5 protein-coding genes are annotated in these 23706 nt (G+C 51.9%); all 5 read left to right on the top strand.

Going from position 1 to position 23706, the window contains the following annotated elements; all coding sequences use genetic code 11:
• The first annotated feature begins 28 nt into the window (after positions 1-28).
• Genes AC438_RS16775 through AC438_RS05065 form a run of 5 tightly spaced genes read left to right on the top strand, consistent with a single transcriptional unit; the run spans position 29 to position 23537 of the window.
• Entirely contained in the window at positions 29-17659 is a 17631-nt protein-coding gene (locus AC438_RS16775) for a hybrid non-ribosomal peptide synthetase/type I polyketide synthase (protein ID WP_053980166.1), read from the top strand.
• Positions 17652-21533, top strand: a complete 3882-nt coding sequence (locus AC438_RS05080; RefSeq protein ID WP_053980165.1) for an SDR family NAD(P)-dependent oxidoreductase — start codon at positions 17652-17654, stop codon at positions 21531-21533. The genes AC438_RS16775 and AC438_RS05080 overlap by 8 nt, the downstream gene beginning before the upstream one ends.
• Positions 21530-22282 (top strand): metallophosphoesterase family protein, encoded by a 753-nt coding sequence (locus AC438_RS05075; protein WP_053980164.1) that lies wholly within the window; start codon positions 21530-21532, stop codon positions 22280-22282. The genes AC438_RS05080 and AC438_RS05075 overlap by 4 nt, the downstream gene beginning before the upstream one ends.
• A 16-nt stretch (positions 22283-22298) precedes the next feature.
• Entirely contained in the window at positions 22299-22847 is a 549-nt protein-coding gene (locus AC438_RS05070; protein WP_082353980.1) for a MepB family protein, read from the top strand.
• A gap of 3 nt (positions 22848-22850) precedes the next feature.
• Positions 22851-23537: a 4'-phosphopantetheinyl transferase family protein gene (locus AC438_RS05065; protein WP_082353979.1), complete on the top strand. Its 687-nt coding sequence runs from the start codon at positions 22851-22853 to the stop codon at positions 23535-23537.
• Positions 23538-23706: the final 169 nt, after the last annotated feature.

The following is a 23706-nucleotide window of genomic DNA, read 5'->3' as shown; positions in this document are numbered from 1 at the left end:
CACGGATATACAACTAAAAGGACTTGTCATGCTTTCTCGACTAAACCGATTAGCGGTCCTATTAAGGACCGACACAGACGAACTGGTTAAGAATATAACCCGGCTCGTTAGCTCCTTTGGTTTTGATTCAGTCGACTTGGCGCGCCTGAGACAAAACCTCGAACCCAAGCCATCGTTTCAGGAACTTTATGGCTTGCCTTTAAAAAATGTTTTAGAGCGGCTGATAATTATCGAAGACGATTCCTCGAAAGCAGAAGCAACATCCGACGTATTGATTAGCCCTGTGCTTGATATTCAGCAGTCCTATTTAATGGGCAGCGATGAGGGGTGTCCCTGCGTGGTGTATCAGGAATTCAAAGTCGATGGATTGAATCTTGATGTCTTTTGGCAAGCGTTGGACCAAGTGGTGCTTAATGAGCCGATGTGTCACGCCGCAATCGAGGGCGGCACTCAACAAACCGTAAAACCGCGTTCAGACTGGCAGTCCGTTTCACATCTAGTGGCGGATGTTGAAAACTTTGCCGTGTATCGTGAGACGATATTGAATGAGTTCCATCGTAACGGGAATTATTGGTATGTCGCGGTTGCTCGTAGTGGTTCAGAAGTGAGGTTATTGCTGATTGTTAACATGTTGTTCATGGATGCGACCAGTGTCGTTGAGCTGTGTAATCGCGTATCTCGATGTTATCAAGAACGATTGGCTGGCCGTACTAGCGAAGTCCAGGTTGAGCCGGCGACATTCCTGGAATTTGCCAAAATAAGAACCAAACGTCAGCCTTCAGACGATGTCATTGCACAATGGCAAGAGCGATTAGCCAGTTTTCCGAAGGCTCCACAGTTACCTCGCCGCAAACATGACGACAAAAACGCAGCATCATTTGCACGGGTATCGCGCGAGTTGCATGTCACTGAGTGGGCCTCGCTGAAACAGTTGGCGCAAGACAATGGGATTACTTCCAGCGCGTTGCTGATTGCCGTGTTCAGTGATGTAGTACGCCTTTATTCTGAAAACAGTGACTTTACGTTGACCATTACTCGCTCCGATCGACCTGCCGATGTGTCCTATGACCATGCTGTCGGTGAGTTTACGAACGTGGTGCTCTGTCCGGTTATTGGGGTAGAGCCGCTGTTGACGCGAGCCACTCAAGTACAGAACGAATTGAATCTGGCATTCGAGCAAGATGACTTGACCGGATTGGATACGGTGCGTCTGCTTAGAGAAGTTCAAAAAGATCCGCACATAGGTTTTCCAATCGTATTCACTTCCTTTCTGGGGATTACGGATCGTCTGGAAGGCTTTGATGGTGTCAACTTCTCCCTGGTGCATCAGCAGACGCAAACACCGCAACTGTCACTCGATCATCAGGTCCTGGAAATCAATGGGCGGTTGCACATTAACTGGGACTTCGACACGAGCATTTTTGATGGGGCGCTGATGCAACAAATGTTGGATTGCTTCTGGCGGACGCTACAACAAGGTGCTCAGCATTTACCCATGGTCGCCACGTTAGATGAAGCGACTATGCAACTACGCAAACAGAGCAACACCACGCAAAAGGAGTTTGCGAAAGACTCCCCCGTCCCCAAGTTGTTGCATGAGATGGTATTGCAACAGGTGTCTGAGAACCCAGCCAAAGTGGCGGTTATCGATCAAGATATTCAGATGACCTACCAACAGTTGTCTGACTATGCCCAGGCGATTGCACAGTTACTCACGCAGCGGGGGGTCCGCGCTGAAGAGCCAGTGGCTATCGTACAGGAAAAGGGATGGGAACAGGTTGCTTCTGCCATTGGGATCCTGATGGCTGGTGCCAGTTACCTGCCGCTCAACCCGAGCCATCCGGACGATAGAATTCGCAACATCATTCATATGGCAGGGTGCCGGTTTGCGTTAGTTCAGGCTAAAACCCTTATCGATAACGAGCAACCCAGAAGTTGGCACCGACAAGAGCAGCAATATCTGGTGGAATTGATGGTTGTCGATACCACATTGACCCCGACCGGGGACTGGAGCGCTCTGGATATTGGTGAAGATCGACTTGCTTACATCATATTCACTTCTGGCTCTACTGGGACGCCTAAGGGGGTTGAGATCGATCACCGGGGTGCCGTGAACACTTGTTTGGACATCAATGATCGGTTTGCACCCGGGCAGGACACAGTCACGTTTGGTATTTCATCACTGGGTTTTGATCTTTCTGTTTGGGACATCTTTGGCACATTGGGTGCGGGGGGCACCCTGGTAATGTGCGGTCCCAACAGCACCATCGATCCGGATTACTGGTGGCAGCAGGTGCTGGCCCATCAGGTGACTGTCTGGAATACGGTACCGACGTCCTTTGAAATGCTTGTGCATTCACGCCCGGAAGAGGTTGAAATGCCCATTCAGTCTGTGCTTTTAAGCGGCGATGCTATCAGCATCAACTTGGTGAGTGAAGCCAGCAGGGTGTTTCCGAACCTTCAGATTCATGCTCTGGGTGGCGCGACAGAAGCGTCTATTTGGTCAAATTACCACACAGTTAAAGCAGACACCTTCCTGATGGGTACCGACTTGGTGCCTTATGGAAAACCGCTCTCCAATCAGACCATGATGGTGCTCGATGAGCAGCTCAGATACCGACCCTGTGGTGTCGTTGGCGACATTTACATTGGAGGTATCGGAGTCGCAAAGGGTTATTTCGGCCAGTCGGAGCTGACAGCGGAGAAATTCATTGATAGCGGTGAGTTTGGTCGCATCTATCAGACTGGAGATTTAGGTCGTTATCTGGCCAATGGAGAAATCGAAATCATCGGCCGGAAAGACTCCCAGGTTAAAGTGGGTGGTCACAGAGTGGAACTGTCTGAAATTGAACGATGTGCGGAACGGCTTGATGACGTTGCGCGAGCTGCAGTGGTGCACATTCCCGGTGCAGGTTCCCGTGTCGTGGGGTTCTACACTGGAGCAGCAGCGAAGCAGCAGGTACGTCGTTATGTCGAAGAGCACTTGCCTGATTACATGGCTCCGAACACCTGGATTCAGTTAGAGACGATTCCACTGACAGCCAACAGTAAAGTCGATATGAAGCAGTTGCGGCTAATAGCGCAAGCCAGCGGTAACGAATCGCATGAAATCGAATCCATTTATATTCAAGATGTGAAGACCATTTTGGGATTGGCTGCGGAGGTCTTAAATGTTCCGGCTAATGTGCTGTCTCCGACGCAAAGCCTGGCGGAGCAGGGGTTGACATCGCTGTATGCCGTGCAATTGGTAAACCGATTAAATCAGGCCTATCAAACCAAACTTTCTTACACCTTACTGTTTAACTATCCAACGGCTAACAAGTTGGCAGCCTATCTGGTGCAGGGGTTGGCAACTTCACCCAAGCAGGTGTCTAAACCTGCGAATCGGTCAAACGAACCCATTGCGATTATCGCCACCAGTTGCCGTTTACCCGGAGGAGTGACCTCGTCCGACGAGTTCTTCCATCAGCTGTTGCGCAGTGATGATGTGTTTACAGAAATCCCCAAATCTCGCTTCGACATAGATCAAATTTATTCGCCGTCAATCGGTGAAGGCGGTGGTTCTTACGTTCGCCGCGGCGCATTTATCGGTGATATCACGGGCTTTGATCATGACCTTTTTGGCATAAGTCGTGCCGAGGCATATTACATGGACCCGCAGCAACGCCACATGATGGAAGTGACCTATGAGGCTATCGTCAATGCTGGCTATACTGTGGAGGAATTAACGGGCTCTGATACCGGCGTGTTCATCGGTCAGATGAATTACGATTGGATGATGGATTTCGACTATTCGAGGGAATACGCAAGCACTGGCAGTGCGCCGTCGATTACTTCCAATCGATTGTCATACGTGTTTGATTGGCAAGGCCCGAGCATGACGGTCGATACCGCCTGTTCTTCCTCGCTGGTGGCCGTGGACATGGCTGTGGAACGATTACGTAAGGGGGACTGTTCGCTGGCAGTTGCTGGCGGCGTGAACCTCATTTTGTCCCCTGAACCATATGTATTTACTTGTCAGTCGCGGATGCTGTCACCGAATGAACGCTGCGCGACCTTCGATGAGCAGGCCGACGGCATCATTCGAGGAGAAGGTGTGGGTGCCGTGTTGCTGAAGCGTTTGAGTGACGCTGAAGCCGACGGTGATCCAATCCTGGCGATCATTCGTGGAAGCGCCGTCAATCAAGACGGTCGGAGTGCGTCGCTGACTGCCCCCAATGGATTGGCTCAACAGGCCGTATACCGGGCAGCATTGGCCGACGCCGAACTCAAAGGTTCTGATGTCGACTACTTGGAGTGTCATGGTACTGGGACCACATTGGGTGATCCAATTGAAGTGGAATCGATTCGTACAGTGATGGCGGAGCAGCGTGAGCAACCCATCATTCTAGGCGCATTAAAAACGAATCTGGGCCATCTGGAAGGTGCCGCTGGCATCACCGGTCTCATTAAAGCCATTGAAGTCATGCGTCATCGGGTAGTTCCGCCGAACCGCCATTTTCAGAGGCTCAATCCAAAGATTCAGCTAACAGATTCTGAGGCTAAGATACCGACCGAGGTGACGGCGTTGGGCTCAGTGGGCACCTTAACCGGTGCGGTGTCGTCATTTGGCTACGGTGGGACCAATGCACATCTTATTCTCCAGTCCTATGAAGGATCTGAACGTATTATGAAAAATCCCACAGTGTGGATGTTCTCCGGGCAGGGGTCATTGCTTCCCGGTTCGGTGAATGCACTATATCAGAAGAATGACACCTTCCGTCTGGCGTTGACTGAATACCTGTCGGTGGCAGAAGCACACATTGATGCGAAACACCTTCGCGGTTCTTTGTTAGAGATGATTTTAACGCCGAGTGACGCTGCGAAGCGTGCGATGATTCAGACGCAGCTACAACAACCGGCGTTGGTGGCTGTACAATTGGCGCAAGTTGCAATGTGGGAACAACGCGGCCTGCACCCCAAAACAGTGCTCGGTCACTCAATCGGTGAGCTGTCTGCGGCTGTCGTACTGGGCGTGTTGTCTGCAGAAGATGCAATCCAGTTGGCTGCCAAACGAGGTGCGTTAATGGGGGATTGTCCGCCAGGACACATGGCAGCGATAAATGAACGGTTTGAAGTTTTGCAGTTTAAATTACCTGCTCATGCTTCAATCAGTGCGGTTAATGCATACCAGCAAACGGTTATCGCCAGTGCAGATAAATCCGCTTTAAACCTCAACGGTGAATACGAAGGCAAAGTATTCCATTTACCGGTTTCACATGCATTCCATTCGCCGATGATGGCGCCAGCAGCAGAGGAATTTGCAGAAGTACTGACAAGCTATACGCTGCGCGAGCCGAGAACCGACATTGATTTTATCTCGACGCTCTCTGTGGAGAAAGAGGCTCATGAATTGCGTTCGGCTGAATACTGGGCGAATCAGATGGTTTCCACAGTACAGTTCCTGGATGCAGTCAAGGCACTTAAACTGCAATTGAAAGGAAATGAAGCCATCATCGAGTTCGGTGCCAGCCCTACTTTGCTGAATTTAAGCCGAGTTTTGCTGGAAGATCAAAAAAGGGTGTGTTACCTGAATTCTATTGATACGGCTGACGGTGTGCCATCAATCGTACCGCTGGCACCAGCGACGCTCGGCTGGCCGGCATTGAATGCCAAGAAACCGCTGCACAAACCAGTATCCGCATCATTCTCATCCACAAGCTCGTCTCTTGCTCCTCTGCCAGAATGGGTGAGGCGGCCGCGTTGGATAAACATATCCACACCCACGCCAGCGTCGGATAGCGATGTATTGGTGATTTCGCCAATGGATATTCATGACCTTCCGATGGGCTGGTCGCACGGGCGCATCGACGGATTCGCTGAAATCGCCACTCTTCTAAACGGTCGGTCTGGACTACCGTTGGCATACGTATGCGGGCTCGGTAGCAACGACGTTTATTATTTACTTCAGCTTTTACAAGAGATTGTACATACTCAAATACCGTCCCGACTGGTAGTGGTGATACCTGATTCATTGCCAGAAGCCGCCGGTGTGCGTGGTTTGGCACGTGCAGCAGAGTGCGAAATGGGTCTGATGGTCCAGGTTGTCAGTACCGACAGCGAATTACCTGCCGTTGCTATTCGCGGGGCGCTGTCGCTGACACAACCTGAGCTGCGATCGGCTCAACAGAAATGGTTCGAGGTGCAGTATGAGACCTTAGATCAGGTTAACGATTCGCCGCGTGCACTCAGTTCCTCCCTGATGTATGTCATTACCGGTGGATTAGGTGATTTGGGTCTTCGCGCTGTGCGCATACTCCATCGCTGCGGCGCGCGCAATTTGTTGTTGCTTGGTCGCAAGACACAGGCTCAGGTTGAGCCGCGATTCACCGCGCTGCAGTCGGAGTTGCCTGATGCGAAAGTACGTTATGTTTCACTCGATGTGACCGATGCCTCGGCAATGCGCGCCTTCGCTGCGACCCTGACTGGGGGGGTTGCCGGAATCATCCACACCGCGGGTGTCATCGATGATGGTCTGATCAGCCATCAGACAGTTGCCCGGACTCGACGTGTCATTGCAGCCAAAGTCGATGCAGGCCGTTTGTTATTAGACGAGCTGCAACCGAGCGAATTCATGGTTGCCTATTCGTCGATCGTCGCTCGCTTGGGGTCTGTTGGGCAAAGTAGTTATTGCGCAGCCAATTCAGCTTTGGACGGTTTGGTCGAGGAATACGCATCGCAACCGGTTACGTCGATTCAGTGGGGGGCATGGTCAGAAACCGGAATGGCCTATCGTGTTGGATTGGTCGATAAGCTGGCTGACGAAGGCTTTGGCATCGTTGAACCCGAACAAGGCGATCAGATTTTAACTCACGTGTTACTAAACGGTGTTCGCGGCATCATCAGTGTATCGCCAATTGAATCGGAAAAACGGCCGTCATCGTTAACCCGTCGGGAGAATAGTGTGAATGTGGCGACACCAAACGTTCCAACCTCTCAATGGTCGCGAACGAGTGTGCTCAATACGGTCACAGAAAGTTTGTCGGTCTTTGTGAGCGGTGAAATTGATGCACAAATGGGGTTCATGGAAGCCGGGCTTTCGTCTCTGGATCTCGTGCAGTTCCGCCAAGCGTTACTCAACGCGTTACCGGATACGGTAAATATTCCGACGCAGTTTGTCTTCAACTACCCGACCGTTGAGGATGTCGTCGAACATCTGGCATTACAATTGGCGCAGGTCGGTTTTGACGAATCAGAAACAGACATGCCGCAGCTCAGTTATGTTTGGCAATCCCTCAATGATGTCACTGAGGGCGAACCTCTATTCCTGGTTGGCGGCGTCATGGGCAATATAGAGAAAACGTTTGGTCCATTGGCCGCAGAATTGAACGTTCCTGTCTACGGCGTCATGCCCGAAATCCCATGGGAGCTGCAGGGGCGGTCATTGTCAGACTTCGCTGCAGAGCTGCTGGGTACGCTCGAACAGCAATGCTTGTACCCTCGCTTTTGGTTGGGCGGGCTGTCATTTGGCGCGACATTAGCCATCGAAATGGGCTTGCAACTGGAACGCAGACGCCCGGATGCACTGGCTGGGCTAATCCTGCTTGACCCTCGTCATCTGGCGCCTTTCACCGCACCGGAAGATGCCGCACCATTTGAGCGTTTGGTCGAAGGGCACCATTATCAGGCGCTGGTTAAAGCTCCGGCTTACTGGTACCGAAGCACGATCCCGGATTGGGACAAGCAATCGGACATGATGAAAGAGGCCTCGCGCTCGTTCCAGTCAGACGCCGACATTGAGCAACGTTGTCGAGCGACGCTGGAAAATCTTCTGCCTCGTCACGTCGAAGGTCATCACTTTAACTTTCTCTATCGCTTCAGAGAGGCTCTGGCTGCACAAATTCATACTGACATGCGGCCGCAAATGGAAGAGGTAAATGAACCGATTGCAATCGTCTCAGCAGCCTGCCGGTTGCCGGGCGGTGTGCACAGCCGGGAACAATTCTGGACCATGCTAGAAGCCTGCGAGGATTGTATCAGCGAAATACCCTTAACGCGTTTTGATGTCGACAGCATCTATGATGCCAATCCCGATGCACGAGGAAAAAGTTATACCCGTGTTGGGGGATTTATCGATTCGGCAGAATCTTTTGACCATCGGTTGTTTGGTCTGTCAGAAGCCGAGGCGGAGGTCATGGATCCTCAACAGCGCGTCTTGTTAGAAGTTGTGCACCAAGCGTTAACAGAAGCCGGCGTAGACCGATCAGACCTAAAGGGGACTGATACGGCTGTTTTTGTGGGTTTGGCGAACGACGACTGGAGCAGTATGGGGCGTGATCACGAGGCGCATAATCCGTATTTCGGTGCCGGCGTTTCGAGCTCGATCATGTCTAATCGTATCAGTTACTTATATGGATTGAACGGTCCGAGCATGACAGTGGACACTGCTTGTTCCTCGTCGTTGGTGGCCGTTGATCTGGCGGTTGAAAAACTGCGTAGAGGAGTCTGCAGCATGGCAATTGTAGGCGGTGTCAACATTATCGCCTCACCTCGAATGTATGTCAGTGCCTGTGCCACCAAGGCTTTGTCTCCGCAGGGGCGCTGTGCCAGTTTTGATGCTGACGCCGATGGGTATTGCCGCGGCGAAGGTGCCGGAGCTGTAATTCTGAAACGGCTCCGTGATGCCCGGCAGGCCGGAGACCCGATCCTAGCTGTAGTGCGCGGAACCGCTGTGAACCAGGATGGTAAAAGTGTTTCAATGACCGCCCCCAATGGTCGCGCACAGGAGGCCGTGATCGCTGAGGCGCTGAAGAATGCTCATGTAGAACCGAAGAACGTGGATTATGTGGAATGTCACGGGACCGGGACACCGCTGGGAGATCCAATCGAGATCGCATCATTGCAGAATGTCTTGGCTAAAGAGCGTAATACCCCCTTGGTGGTGGGATCCGTGAAATCCAATATAGGTCATCTGGAGGGGGCAGCGGGGATCGTCGGGCTAATAAAAACGGTGGAAGTTTTGCTCCATCGCCGGGCACCCGGGCTGGTACATTTCAAGAGACTTAACCCGAATATTTCGACCCATCCTATGGTTCTTGTCGGGGCAGAGACTCAGCTTCTCAAACCTCATGGAGAGCTGATTGCCGGCGTGTCGTCATTTGGCTTCGGTGGTACCAACGCGCATGTGGTGCTGAGTAGCTACGAACAACCTGTATTAAATGAAGCGAAGCCGACCGTGGCGTTTCAACGAACAGCTTTCCCGTGGCGACGTTTGGCAAATCCATTGTTAAGTCGCACGATTGATGGGTACTTGGGCGCCAGTCTGAACGGGCCTTTGGCGCAGCTGTGGAAAGATCATGCAATTGAAGGTATGAGCCTAGTGCCTGCCGCCAGTCATTTGACGATGATGGCCGGCCTGGAATTAACTCATGGTGGCGATCACTCAAGTGTGGTTTGCATACGCGATGTGGTATTCACCAGCCCCGCGATCCTCTCCGAGCATGAGGCGATACGTTGCGTTCAGCAGGATACTTTCACCTGTATTGAGGTCGGTCGGTCATCCCAATGGCAGATGGTTGCTCAAAGCCAGACAGCCAGAGCCGAACCCGTGATGAACGCCGCGACAATGCCCGACCTAGTCGAGGTTCAGGCCCGTACTGAGCGGGTGCGCTACGAGGATAAAATTCGTGCGGTGGGTGAGCGCATCGATTTTGGACCCGGTTATCAACGTCTGGATGAGCTTTGGCTCAACGACCGTGAAGGACTCGCTAAAGTGTCTGTCTCTGGATTGCAGCCCATTGAATGGACGCTGACACTGTTGGCACCGCCTGTGCTAGATGCTGGTTTGCAGTTGTTGGGCTTACCTCATCTTGAGCAAACAGGCCTTTGCGTACCATTCGCCGTCGATGAAGCTACATTTTCTACACTTTCACATCAGCCCGATTCGGTCTGGCTTTATGTCGAGATAAAGGCTGTTCATCAAAAACAGGTGAGCGGAGATGTGTATATCTACAGCGAACAAGGGCAATGCCTGGCGGCGTTGAGGGGAGTGACCTGTCGCGCATGGCAGCACCAGAATCCACTGGCACGACATTTGTACGACACGCACTGGAAAGCCACCCCCATGCCTCTAAAGACCACTTCCGGTGTGTTGTTGTCCTCTTCTGTGAACGACCTGTCCGGTTTGGCGTCAGGTTGGAGCGGTTATGAGATTCATCAAATGGAATCGTTGCCTGAGTGGTGGTCACCTTCTGTCGAGCGTATTGTTTGGATTGCGGATGAAACCAATATTGAGACAACGTTGACTTGGCTGCAGTGGTTTAATGATCGTCAGCCGAGCACTCCGTTAGCAATACTTGTACCGACGGAACATCCAGAACCATCACCGATCATCGCCTTGGTACGTAGTGTTCGGTTGGAAAATCCGTCGCTCGATCTGCGCTGTCTGCAAGGACCGCGAAAAGACATAGTGCACGTCGCACAAACGCGCGATATCTGGGGGCCTGATGAGGATTACCGTTGGCAAGCAGGTCAGGGGTCGGTCATCCGTCTTTCCAACGCAGTCGTTCCCGATTTAGAAGCCATCGCGGTGCAGGCCAACCGAACCTATGTCGTCAGTGGTGGTCACGGAGCATTGGGCGAAGTGGCGACGCAGTATTTGCTGGCACAGGGGGCAACGCATGTGGTGCGTTTGTCTCGGCAGAGCCTGCCGTCATTAGAGACTAATTCCGCCGTACAGGTCATTACTCGTCAATGTGATGTGTCTTCAGCACAAGAAGTGCAAGCACTCTATTCCTGGTTGCAACAAGCACAATGGCCGACGGTGGCGGGTGTTATCCACACCGCCGGTGTGCTAGCCGATGCCACGCTGGCCAATCAATCGATGGAAAAGTTCCGTACCGCTGCGGCGGCAAAAGTACAAGGCGCGGTCCATCTTCGCGAGTATCTCGCTCCGACCGATTTTATGCTGTTGTACTCATCCGCTGCCTCTGTGTTTGGGGCACCAGGACAGAGCAGTTATGTCTATGCGAATGCCCAACTGGATTCCCTGGCCCGTCAATGGCAAAGCGGCCGAGCGCGGGTGTTGAGCATCCAGTGGGGGCCCTGGTCTGAGGCCGGAATGGCCGCTCGTCATGGTGCACTGGAACGGGCTCAACTTTGGGGCTACCAAAGCATTGATCCCGCACAAGGCACAGCCTTCATTCATTATCTGCTTCAACGTGGATTTAACGGGTGTGTCTGCGTCTGCCCAGTGGATTGGGTTCAATTTGACTCCAAAGCGCCATACTTTGAAGCGTTTACCGTCCAAGATGTGCAAGCAACTGTAGTTGATACAGAAGCATTCGAACAGGTATGGAGCGAATCTGAGATCCGTGACGGGGTGCGCCGCGCGGCAGTAAAAGCCATGGGTAAACATGTCGATGATGACATTTCATTGATGGCCAACGGATTGGATTCACTGAGCGGCGTTGTGCTGGCTCAAGAACTCAGTCAAATGTTTGATCTGACGCTCGGCGCAATCTTTACGATTAATCACCCTACGATCGATGAAATGGTGGTTGAATTAGCACAAAAGGCACCGACCAGAACTATGACCCGAATGAAAGACACAAGATCTGCCGTGCCGTTGATGCAAGCTGCCGACGATTTGTCATATTCAGTAAGATCGAATGCACGCGAACCCATCGCCATCGTCAGCACAGCATGTCGCTTGCCGGGTGGAGTGTGTTCGCCGCAAGACTTTTGGCAGTTATTGGAAAACAAGAGTGACGCTATTAGTGAAATCCCCCGCTCGCGCTTTGACATTGATGAAGTGTATGACCCGGATGTTAATGCGGTGGGTAAAAGTTACACGCGTAAAGGCGGATTTGTGGATGGACTGGAATATTTTGACCATGTCTTTTTTGACATCCCGCAAATCGAAGCTGAAGCGATGGATCCCCACCAACGCTTGATGTTAAGCACCGGATTTGAGGCCTTCCACCAGTTGGGTTATTCGCGAAGCGACCTGAAAGGCGAAAACATAGGCGTCTTTGTCGGCGTATCAAACCAGGATTGGATGGTCACCCAAGGTGCAGAGCAGGAACATAACCCGTACTTCGGTCCTGGGGTTTCGTTTTCAATCATGGCAAACCGCGTTTCGTATGTGTTGGGGTTAACTGGACCAAGTATGACAATAGACACGGCCTGTTCTTCGTCATTGGTGGCATTGGATGTCGCGGTTGAGAAATTGCGCCAACATGACTGTGATGCCGCGCTGGTCGGTGGCGTGAATGTCATGATGCATGCGCGTACTTTCATCGGCAGTTGCGCAGCGAATATGTTGTCACCTTCCGGCCGCTGCGCTTCCTTTGACGAAAGCGCTGACGGTTATTGTCGTGGTGAAGGTGCCGGCGCCGTCGTGCTAAAACGATTAAGCGATGCAGAAGCCAGCGGCGATCCGATTGTTGCAGTCATCCACGGAACCGCGGTGAATCAGGATGGCGCCAGCGCCACCATGACTGCACCGAACGGCAAAGCACAGCAAGCTGTGCTGCGTAAGGCTTATCAGAATGCTGGCATCGATCCTGCGTCTGTAGATTACGTTGAGTGCCACGGTACGGGTACTCCATTAGGTGACCCAATAGAAGTCGATGCGCTGAACAAGGTGCTCGGTGAACATCGTAATAAGCCTTTAGTGTTAGGTTCGGCTAAGTCTAATATTGGACATCTGGAAGGCGCCGCCGGTATCGTCGGTTTGATTAAAGCCACAGAAGTATTGAATCGTCGACTCGCCCCCGGAATCTGTCACTTCCAAAAACTGAACCCAAACATCAACGTGAAGGATACCGCGTTGCACCTTTCCGCCGAAGGTATGCCGTTGAATGCCAGCGCTCGACTGATCGCGGGCGTCTCTTCATTTGGCTTCGGCGGTACCAACGCGCATGTGGTGCTGTCAACCCATCCACGCGGAGTTCGGCAGCATCCTAGTGCCGCAGCACCATATCAACCAGTCTATCTGCCGTGGCGACGTTTGCCCAATCCTCTGTTGAGCTATCAGACAGGCACTGGCTTTGGCGCTCGACTCAATGGGGAATTGGCGGCGTTGTTTTCCGATCATCGATTTTCCGATCAGGTCTTGGTGCCGGCAGCCAGTCATTTGACCATGCTGGCAGGCCTGCGTTTGCGCACTGGCCGGCGCAATGGCGAGGGCGTGGCTGTGCAGCAGGTGGTCTTTACCCAACCGGCCATTGTTGATGGCTCAGGAGCAGAGATTCGCTGTGTTCAGTCGTCGGGGCTGAGCATTGAGCTGGCTCAAGAAGATCAATGGTACCGAGTCGCTGAGGCGGGTCGCTGTGTGGATCTGATGCATCCTGCTGCCTTTGAACATGACGTCGAGGAAGTCATAAAGCGATGCACAGAAGTTCCTTACCACGACCGGCTGGCGGCGCTCGGCACTTTGGGGGCTCAGTTCGGTGCTGGATATCAAAATATTCATCAACTTTATGTGGGCAGTCGTGAAGGTGTCGCCAATGTGAAGGTGGCATTGAATGCAACCACGCTGTCATTAGCTTTGATTGCACCGGCGACGCTGGATGCAGGCATTCAATTACTGGGTCTCCTGTCTGAGCAGGACGATCGATTGCTGGTACCTTATCGAGTGGCAGAGGCCCGTTTTTATGTCGTCTCTAAGCAACCGACGGAGCTCTTTGCCTACGCCCGTGTGAGCGATGTCCACGCGCAAGGTTTGGTCGGCGACGTCTGGTTGTTCCTGGCTGATGGTCAATGTCTGGCCCATCTGCAGGGACTGGAATGTCGGCAGTTTCGGCCCGAGGGCGATGTCCTGAACCATTTATACAAGGTAACTCAGCAGCCAGCGAATGCGCCCGTCATTGACCTCAAGGTATCTACCGGTGTCTTGGTGACAGCTCAATCGGAATCTACGTTGCAGCTTCCGTTTGGTTGGCAAATGATTTCCCGGAAGACTTGGACGCTTGCCCCCAGCGTGCAGGCCTCTAATTCATCTCAGCTTATTTGGGATGCGCGGGATCTTGCAAGCGCCGCCGATGCTTTGAGCTTATTGCAGTCTGTATTCTCGCATCCGGCAATACCTTCGGTGATTTTGGTGCTATCTGAGGGCAGTGATTGGACCGCCTATGTCCAAGCCTTATGCCAAAGCGCTTTGTTGGAGCATCCGGATCGTTCTATACAGTGTGTGGTGCTGACTTCGAGTGAAGCACTTGCGCGCTTGTTTGAACACCCCTTGCCCGGCGACGAACCGGTTGTTCGTGCGAATGAGCAGGGTTGGAACGTAGACCGATTGATGCCTGCGTCATTGCCTCGGTCAGCGCAACAGGCGGTTCGGACTTCGGCGACTTATATCATCAGCGGTGGCTTGGGGGCATTGGGTCTGGCCACGGCCAATTGGTTAATCTCGCAGGGGGCGACGCACCTGTTGTTAGTGGGTCGGTCAGTGCAACTAAGCGCTGCCGTTGCAGAGCAATTGAAGGTGCTCCAAGGTAAAGCTCAGGTGGCTTATGTGGCTTGCGACATTTCACAACGAGCAGGGCTGCAAAGCGCGATACAACCCACGTTGGCCCATTGGCCGGAAGTGGCGGGCGTATTCCACACTGCGGGTGTGTTGACCGATGCCATTCTAACCAATCAGACGCCATCAATGCTTGCTCAATCAATGGCTGTAAAGGTGGTAGGGGCAGAACATTTGTTTGAAATCTGCCAACCGAGCGATGTGATGATGATGTTTTCATCAGCGTCAGCGGTGTTCGGTTCACTGGGTCAAAGCAGTTATGCTGCGTCGAATGCGCTGATGGACACGCTGGTTAAGCGTTGGTCCGGACGGGGTGTACAGGTGGTGAGTGTGCAATGGGGGGCGTGGTCTGATACTGGCATGGCCGTGCGTTCCGGCGCCGCCGCCCGCTCAATCGATGCTGGTTTTGGCAGCATATCGACAGCCCAAGGCCTGCAAGTGTTGGACCGTATTCTTCGGTCTGGTCAATCCGGTGTTTGGTGTTACTGCCCTTTTGACTGGTCTCGAGTCATGCTCACATCGCCATTGATAGAAGCGTTTAAACCGGTCGAACGTGTGTCCCCGACAGAGAATCGCCAGGAGACCACAGTGGCGACGATCAGCGAAATCGAACTGAAACTGATTGTCCGAAGTGCGGTTCGCAAAGCTCTCGGTCAGGATGTATCCGATGACGATCCTCTTATGGCGAAAGGCCTGGATTCCTTGAATGGTGTCGCGCTGGCCCAAGAGATAGGTCGGAGTGTCGGGCTATCGCTCGGCGCCATTTTCACCATCAACCACCCATCCATTAATGACATGGTGGCCGAGTTGTTGACACTGGCTCCTCAGCGAATCACGACTGTTGAACAACCTGTGCCGTCAAGAGCGGCAGTGTCAACGTTGGCGACGACGTCGGTTGAGTTACCGTCGAATGGAAACCATGACATCGCGGTGGTTTCCGTTGCCTGCAAGCTACCCGGGGCGGTTGAAGATACTGACGAACTGTGGCAAATGCTGCTGACTAAGCCCGAACTGATGCGTGAAGTACCCAAGCATCGATTTGATCTGGACCCTTTTTACGATCCGGATCCGGCGGTCCTTGGCAAAACGTACACCAAGCATGGTTCGTTTTTGGACGACGTTGATGCGTTTGATCATGAGTTTTTCAATATTCCGGTGGTCGAAGCTCGAGCCATGGATCCGCAACAGCGACTGCTACTGGAAGTGGCCTGCGAGGCCTTTTATCGGGCTGGCTACGATATGGATTCTCTGAAATCGCAGGATATTGGTGTTTTTGTCGGCCAGATGAGCCATGACTGGGCGCATATGCACGGTGATCGCTTGCTGCACGATCCTTATTTTGGCGCCGGGTCTGCCGCGTCAATTACCTCCAATCGGATCTCTTACCTGTTCGGTCTGTCGGGACCGTCGATGACGTTGGACACCGCATGTTCATCGTCGCTGGTTGCACTGGATCTGGCTGTGAACAAATTACGCCAGAGGGATTGCTCTGCCGCGTTGGTCGGCGGTGTGAACCTGATGCTAAGCCATCGCTCGTTCATTGGCTGTTGTGCCGCCAATATGCTGTCGCACGCCGGTCGTTGTGCCTCGTTCGATGCCAGTGCTGATGGTTACAGCCGAGGGGAAGGCGTGGGTGCTGTGGTGCTCAAGCGGCTGAGTGACGCGGAAGCCTGTGGCGATGACATCCTCGCAGTAATTAAGGGCACCGCGGTAAACCAGGACGGACGCAGCGCATCGTTGACCGCACCGAATGGTAAAGCGCAACAACAAGTGATTCAGCGCGCGCTGGACGATGCTGGCTATCGCGGCCGAGATCTGGACTTTGTCGAATGCCATGGTACGGGGACGCCTCTGGGTGATCCTATTGAGATCGATGCGCTGCAGCGGGTGACCGGTGAGGGTCGCGAGAAACCGTTGGCTGTCGGCACAATCAAATCCAACATCGGTCATTTGGAAGGTGCTGCCGGTATTATTGGATTTATCAAGGCAGTGGAATCGGTGAGACGACGTCAGGTGCCAGGTTTGGCGCACTTTGAAATGCTCAACCCGAAAATTGATCTGACCGGTTCTAAACTCATCATTGGTTCCGAAGCTACGGCATTGTCCACTGGCAAGGTCATCGGCGGTGTTTCCTCATTTGGATTTGGCGGCACAAACGCACATGTTGTGTTGGAGTCGTATGGGGAAGCGAGTACCAACCCTGAATCACCAGCGAGTCGCTCCTCCAACGAAGGGGTATCCATGCTGTTCACAGGTCAGGGGGCACTGCAATCCGGTGTCTTAAAAGCCTTGTACTCGGCAGATGCGGTGTTCCGTGATGCGCTACAAAATTATACGAGCAAGTTGCAGTCGTATGGCATTGATTTGTTGCCGGCATTGCTGGAGCCAAGTGATGAACATACGCGGTTTCTGACGCCAACACGTACCCAGCAACCCGCTTTGGTCGCCATGCAATTGGCCATGCTGGAAATGTGGCAAAACCGCGGTATTCGGCCGGCAACCGTGCTGGGTCACTCGGTGGGGGAGTTTGCCGCAGCCGTCGCCGCCGGTGTTATGTCCCCTGATCAAGCATTGGAACTGGCCGTTGTTCGTGGACAGGCGATGATGGATTGTGAACCGGGCAGTATGGCGGCACTGATGGTCGCGCGTTCTGAACTGGAACCGTTGCCAGAAGGTATTGTGTGCGCAGCCGAAAACGGTCCGAAGCTAACTATAGTCGCTGGTGCTAAAGAAACCCTCATCCCTTGGTTGCAACAGCATCACGCTGGTGGGTTCATTGAGCTGCCGGTTTCACACGCGTTCCATTCGCCGATGATGGACCCAGCACAAGACAAGCTCAGGCAACATTTGAGCAGCCACTCACTGCATACCCCGACAGACGTTAAATTTATCTCTACGCTAACAGGTCAAGCTGAAGCTGAAGCGCTGACCGATGCAGACTACTGGGGTGAGCAAATGGTGCAGTCCGTGAAATACCTGGCCGCTGTGAGAGCGTTATTCGAATCGACTGAACAACCCACGACAGTGATTGAACTCGGACCAGGCAACACGCTGATCAAGATGGCGCAGCGCATCGTCGATGGCGCGCATCCCCAATGGATTGAGTCGGTAGATCCGACTGTTCACCAAATTAAAGGAATTATCCATGTCTAAGAAATTACCCAATTTTAAACGCACAAAACTGAGCTGGGAAAATGAATCACCGGCTGCTGCGCCAGCAGCGCAGCAGCGTCCGGCGCGTCATTCCGGCACCGAAGGTTCGAAGTCGCATCTATATACGACGCGATGGCAAAACTCGTCATTGGTGGCTTCGGTCGTGGAATCTAACGTACTCTGTATTGGACCGGGCCAGTGTCCGTTCAACTTGCCAGATTCGTGGCTCTATGCCCGCATATCCGATCCTCAGCAATTGGAGGGGGTGTTGCAAGAAACGGGGTGGCCTCGAGTGGTGCTGATCAGCGACGGTAGTGAACAATCGACGGCCCTAGCCCTGGCCCTTCTGCAGAGTGATGCAGTTCCTGCGAAGGTGACCTTTTTACGCCGACAGGCGCACGCATCCGACGCAGGCTTGTATGGGCTCGCGCGTACGGCACGGCATGAGCGCCCGACCTTGTCTCTCAATTGTGTCACGGTGGGGGAACACTTGGACAGTCTTTGGCCTGTCGTCTGTCTGAACGATGCCGAACAGGATTTGTTGATCGATGATCAAGGTCAACTCAAAGTGCCCAAATTGTCGCGAGTGACCCTTAATGACACATCGATTACGCTCTCAGCCGAGAAATCCTATGTGATCAGTGGTGGCGCTGGCGACCTCGGTTTAGCCGCAGCACAACGACTGGTCGATCTGGGCGCTCGCCATTTGGTACTGATCAACCGTTCGGACCACTCTCAGTCTGCATCATCCGCATTAAAGGGTTTGCAAATCAACGCCAAGCTGACGCTGGTGGCTTGTGATATTGCCGATGGTTTTCGCTTAACCCGGACATTCCGTGATTTGTTTCAGCAGGGGCTGCCATCGGTCGCAGGCGTGATCCATACCGCGGGTGTGCTCACCGACGGTGTGTTGGAGACACAGACACCCGAACAGTTCCAAACCAGTTTCGACATTAAGGTGAACGGAGCCATCAATCTGCGATCAGCATTACAACCAAGTGACTTCTTTATCGGGTACGGTTCACTCGCAGGTGAATTGGGTTCACCAGGACAGGCCAGTTACGCAGCGGCGAACGCTGCTTTGAATGTGCTCATGGCGCAGTGGCAACAGACTGACTTCGCTGCTGTGGCCATCAACTGGGGGACTTGGTCCAGCGGTGGCATGGCTGTGCGGACGGGGGCTGTGCAACGGGCCGAACAACTGGGCCTGGGATCGATTGATGCAGAGATGGGCGGGAACGCTCTGCAAGCGGTTCTGGCAAATTCTCCGTCTCAGGCTTCAGTGATCGTGTCACCGTTTGATTGGTCAAAAATTTCTTTGCGTACACCGTTTTTGGATGCGTTTGTCAATGGTGACCAAGCACCACCTGCGTCACACGCGCCCGTTCAGTACAGTACGATCCGTAAGTTAATCCGAGAAGCGGTTTATGAGGCGTTGGGGGAGATCATCGACGATGATCAGCCATTGATGGAAAACGGCCTGAATTCGCTTGGCAGTATGTCGCTGCGCAATCAGATCGCGATGAGCCTGAATGTCACGTTACCTTCTGCCTTCGTGGTGGAGTGCCCGGATATCAACAGCATGGTACGTCATGTGGTAGGGTTGACTGGCACTGCGGAAGTAGGCGCGACGTCAGCTGCCGTCGAGGACAGCGAATTGCCGGTATTGGTGATTGGTGCAGGGATCGGGGGGTTGAGTTTTGCTCGACAGCTGGAGCTGGCGGGATTGCAGGTCGAAGTTGTTGATAAACAGCGTGCTGCTGGTGGAGTTTGGAACCTGCACGCCAATGTGGATTCGAAACTGCAGATCGATTCGCCCGCTTACGATTTTGACAGCACTCAATTACCGCTCGATACCGACCATCGATGGCAGGTTGCCTTCCCTGCACAACCGAAAATCCACGAAGATAGTAATCGTATTGCGCAAGAGCTGAATCAACCTGTTAGATATCAAACCGAAGTTACCGCAATTGAGAAAACAGGAGAGCAAGAATATCAGGTCAGGTTCTTAAGCAACGACGTAACCTCGGAGAAACGCTATTCCGGGGTGGTCTCTATGACCGGCGGTTTACATACGCCGAAGCGGCACGAATTCCCGCAGGAGGCCTCATTTCTGGGGGCGATAGCTTATGGCATAGGTAACGACCTCTCCCGAGAAAAATTCAACGGTGCCAACGTCGTTATCGTCGGGCACGGTGCTTTTGCGCTGGAGAATATGCGCACTGCACTGGAAAACGGGGCAAACCACGTCACGATCCTATGTCGAAGACGTAATCTGGTTATGTCCACCTTCTGTAACTGGTTATTGAACAGTGCTCCTGGGGTCATGTCGGTGAGCGATGTTATGGAAGTCATGCGACCGTTTTATCGTGCCACTGGCATCAACATTGATGACTTGCCGTCATTCACCTTCGATGACGCCGGGGAGAGGGTACTTGATCAGACCACTGTACCACCTGGTTCAGATCTTTTTTTCCTGGCGCAGATGGCGGGAAAAGTGTCTGTAGTGGTGGATGAAATCGAGTCCGTTAATTCGCGCGGTGTTACGACAAAGCAAGGTCAGCAGTTGTCGGCGGACATCTTGCTCAAATGTCTGGGCTTTTCTACTGAGCCAAGAATCAATCAGTTGTTTGGAGAGGACGCAGATGTTCGGGGGTTGTGGATTAACGGTGACGCCAATCTGTTTACCTATAATGATGGCGCACAAGTACCTCGTCAGGTGAAAACCCTGCTGTGTTCCAGTTATGCTTTTTTTGTCCAAGTTTTTGCCAAAGCCTACATCCATTTTCGACGTCATCCCGATTTGTTTAAGTCGGCACTGCGTCGCATTGGTAACGATCAACAGGGCAAAACCGTCGCCGAGCGGATTTTCATGGAACTGTGGGACTTCATCGAACCTGCGAAAAAGCTAACAGCGCAGCGTACGCAGGAGTTACTACCATTTGATCGCTTTATTGTTGAACGTGAGCGTGAATGGCAGCAGTACAGTGAACTGTTGGGATTGTCATCCTCATCCTCATCAATGTGGTCGCTGTTGCGGCCAGTGCACAGTATTCTGGCGCGTCGTCTGCCTAGTTCCCCTTTGGAACAGCGAACGCAATCGGAAAAGTTCGGCCAATTTTCAGTATTTACGCCACGTAAGAAACGCGTTCTGTTTTTACCTGGACAGGGAACAAATGGACGTCTGGCTCGTTCACTTTTGGAGCGAACTGGCTGGCTGGCTCGAACTGATTTGGAATTTACCGTACCAGATGCACCATTTGAGTTGCCAGCCTTCACCAATGAAGAGCAGCTACGACAAGTAGGACTCGATGGGTTGGTATCACTGGGGGTTTATGACCGTACTGCGACCTATCGAGAATGGCGTGCTGGTTTCGAAACATTGTGGGCAGAGTTTCATGGCAACTCAGATCCTGCAGAGCCAATTAAAGTTAGGAAAAATTGGAATTATTCACTCGGCTATCTGCATACGCTTCTGGATAAATACGGTCCATTTGACGGCGTGGCAGGCTTCTGCGAAGGGGCTGCGATCTTAACCACCGCTTTGCACTTGGAAGCGATGGGCGCAGACTATGGCTTGAAGGACATCCAGTTCTTTCTTGCGATTTCACCGTGGCAACCTCCGCTGTTTGTAAAAGACGGGTTGTTTGATGAGGGACTCAGTTTAGATCTTCCGGTATTGCAGATCGTCGGCGATAACGACATGCCGGTTTTCATTGAAGCAGCACCGAAGTTTGCTCGTTCATTCACCAATCTGATTGCATACCACCACCCAGGTCAGCACGTCTACCCGCCGCTCAATAGCAGCTTGTCTAGTAAAGTAGACGAGCTGTTGATGATGGGCGATCGGTATAAGATTGCGTACGGCGTATGAGAGTATTTACAGTCTCGGATGTGCATGTGGACTTCGGCCCCAATCGGCAATGGGTTCGACAGTTGAGCGACTTCGATTACCAGCACGATTTGTTGATCGTCGCTGGTGATTTAACCGATGATGAACGTTTGTTGACCGAAATATTGACCACACTGACACATAAATTTCAGTGGGTGGTATTTGTTCCTGGTAATCATGAGGCATGGGTGCATCGTAGTCGGTTTAGTAATTCACTGGAGAAGTTTTACTGGGTGTTGAAGGCCGCTGATGAGTTGGGGGTGGTAACGGAACGAGTAACACTAAATGGTATAGATGTCGTTCCTTTATACAGCTGGTACGATTACTCATTCGCACCACTCAATGAGCAGCTTGAAGAGTCTTGGTCTGACTTTAGACTGTGCAATTGGCCAATGTCAGTGATAGATCTAGCCGCACATTTTCATAATATGAATGAGATTACCTTGTGTGAGATGGTAGAATGCAAATGGCGCATTAGTGTCTCACATTTTATGCCGCGGATTGAATTGCTGCCGGACTACATACCAAAGCGGCTTGCCTATTTATGGCCTGTATTGGGTTCCACTACGTTGGGAGAACAAGTTGAGCGGTTACGACCAGATATACACATTTATGGACACAGTCACGTCAACACGAAAACAATTCATCAAGGAATTAAATACGTGAACAACGCATTTGGTTATCCTAATGAACGTACTTGGTCCGGCTTGTTACAACTAGAATTAATTTAAATTTAAGGAGATTAGAATGGCGCTGTTGGATAACAAAGACGTACCTTGGCAGACAGATCCGTCGCTGGGTGGCGTGCCCAATTCATTTGGACTGTTTCAGGAACAGTTCTTAAAACCGTTAGGTAAAACAGCCATTAACATTGAGCGAGAACAAGAAAGTGCTGAGTATGGGGCGATCCGTTTTGAGATGGATGGACAGACATGCTTGTATCGTCAGGCTAAACATACCCCCAAAAAAATCGGTCAGTTTGTTACTCTCTGGAAACGTCCGACACCGTCCAGCGAAATTGCGCCGTTTGACTGCAGCGATGGAATTGACAGGGTGATCATATTCGCAGATGAACATCCACGCTTTGGTGTGTTTGTTTTCCAGCGTCAACAGTTGGTAAAAAAGGACATTTTCTCTAAGAAATTAGAAGGGGGTAAGCGCGCGTTTCGGGTTTACGCGCCTTGGACTGTACCGATGGCAGAGCAGGCTAAGCGATCTAAAATCTGGCAATGCGCAAACTTTGTGGAACTCACCGACATTGAACAAGGGAGGGCACAGTTGGTTGAGATATTATAAGTCATGTTAAGTTGCCCTTGGCGAATTGAGCGCCTGCCGGTTTGTGAACGTTACGGAGCAATTTGTTTAATGATGCGAACTAACGATAAGGGGTTTGACTACATTCGCCAAGAGCACAAAGACATCCTGTTTCCGAAAAACATTGATAATGCGGTACGTAGTCGTCAGATTGAGTTTTTCGCCGGCCGATTGTTGGCGAAACGGGCACTAGAGGAGCTTGGAAGTTTTCATACCGATGTGTCGATAGGGATCCATCGTGAACCCTTGTGGCCATCAGGTTTTGTTGGCAGCATCACCCATTCTAAGAACATAATTGGCGTATTGGTGTTACGGAATAATAATCTGCTTGTAGGAATGGATATTGAGCATCAGATAGCTTCCGAGCAATCGGAATCGCTATCAAACATACTCAGTAACAAAGAATTGACTTTATTAGCTCAGAATGGGTTAAGCAAGGTTGAAAGTTTTACTATAGGATTTTCGGCCAAGGAAACCTTGTTTAAGGCCGTATTTCCGAGAGTGAAACGGTATCTTGATTTCGACCAGTCAACATTGTTTAAGTTTGATAGCAATCGGTGCTGCATAGACATTGAACTGCATATTGATAGAGTCTCACGTCGATATAAAGTGTTGTTTGTCGATTTAGGTATCTTTTTAATTACTTCGTTGATAGAGCCTGCTGATTGGTGAATTACAAATTGCAGCGGTACGCGGTCCACTGTTGTGTACACTGTACAGGAAGAACATAAAGCCGATCTGAGAACTGTGTACGGAACGAAAGTCGCAAAGTGATCTACATGTCGAGCGCTGACTTGTTAATTTGCGCGTATAACTGAACTAGGTTTACATTGAGTTTCGA

The organism is Marinagarivorans algicola (genome assembly GCF_001292705.1).
In the GTDB taxonomy this organism is placed as follows: Bacteria; Pseudomonadota; Gammaproteobacteria; order Pseudomonadales; family Cellvibrionaceae; genus Marinagarivorans; species Marinagarivorans algicola.
The sequence above is the reverse complement of the archived record's forward strand: the minus strand, read 5'-3'. Positions and strand labels throughout refer to the sequence as shown.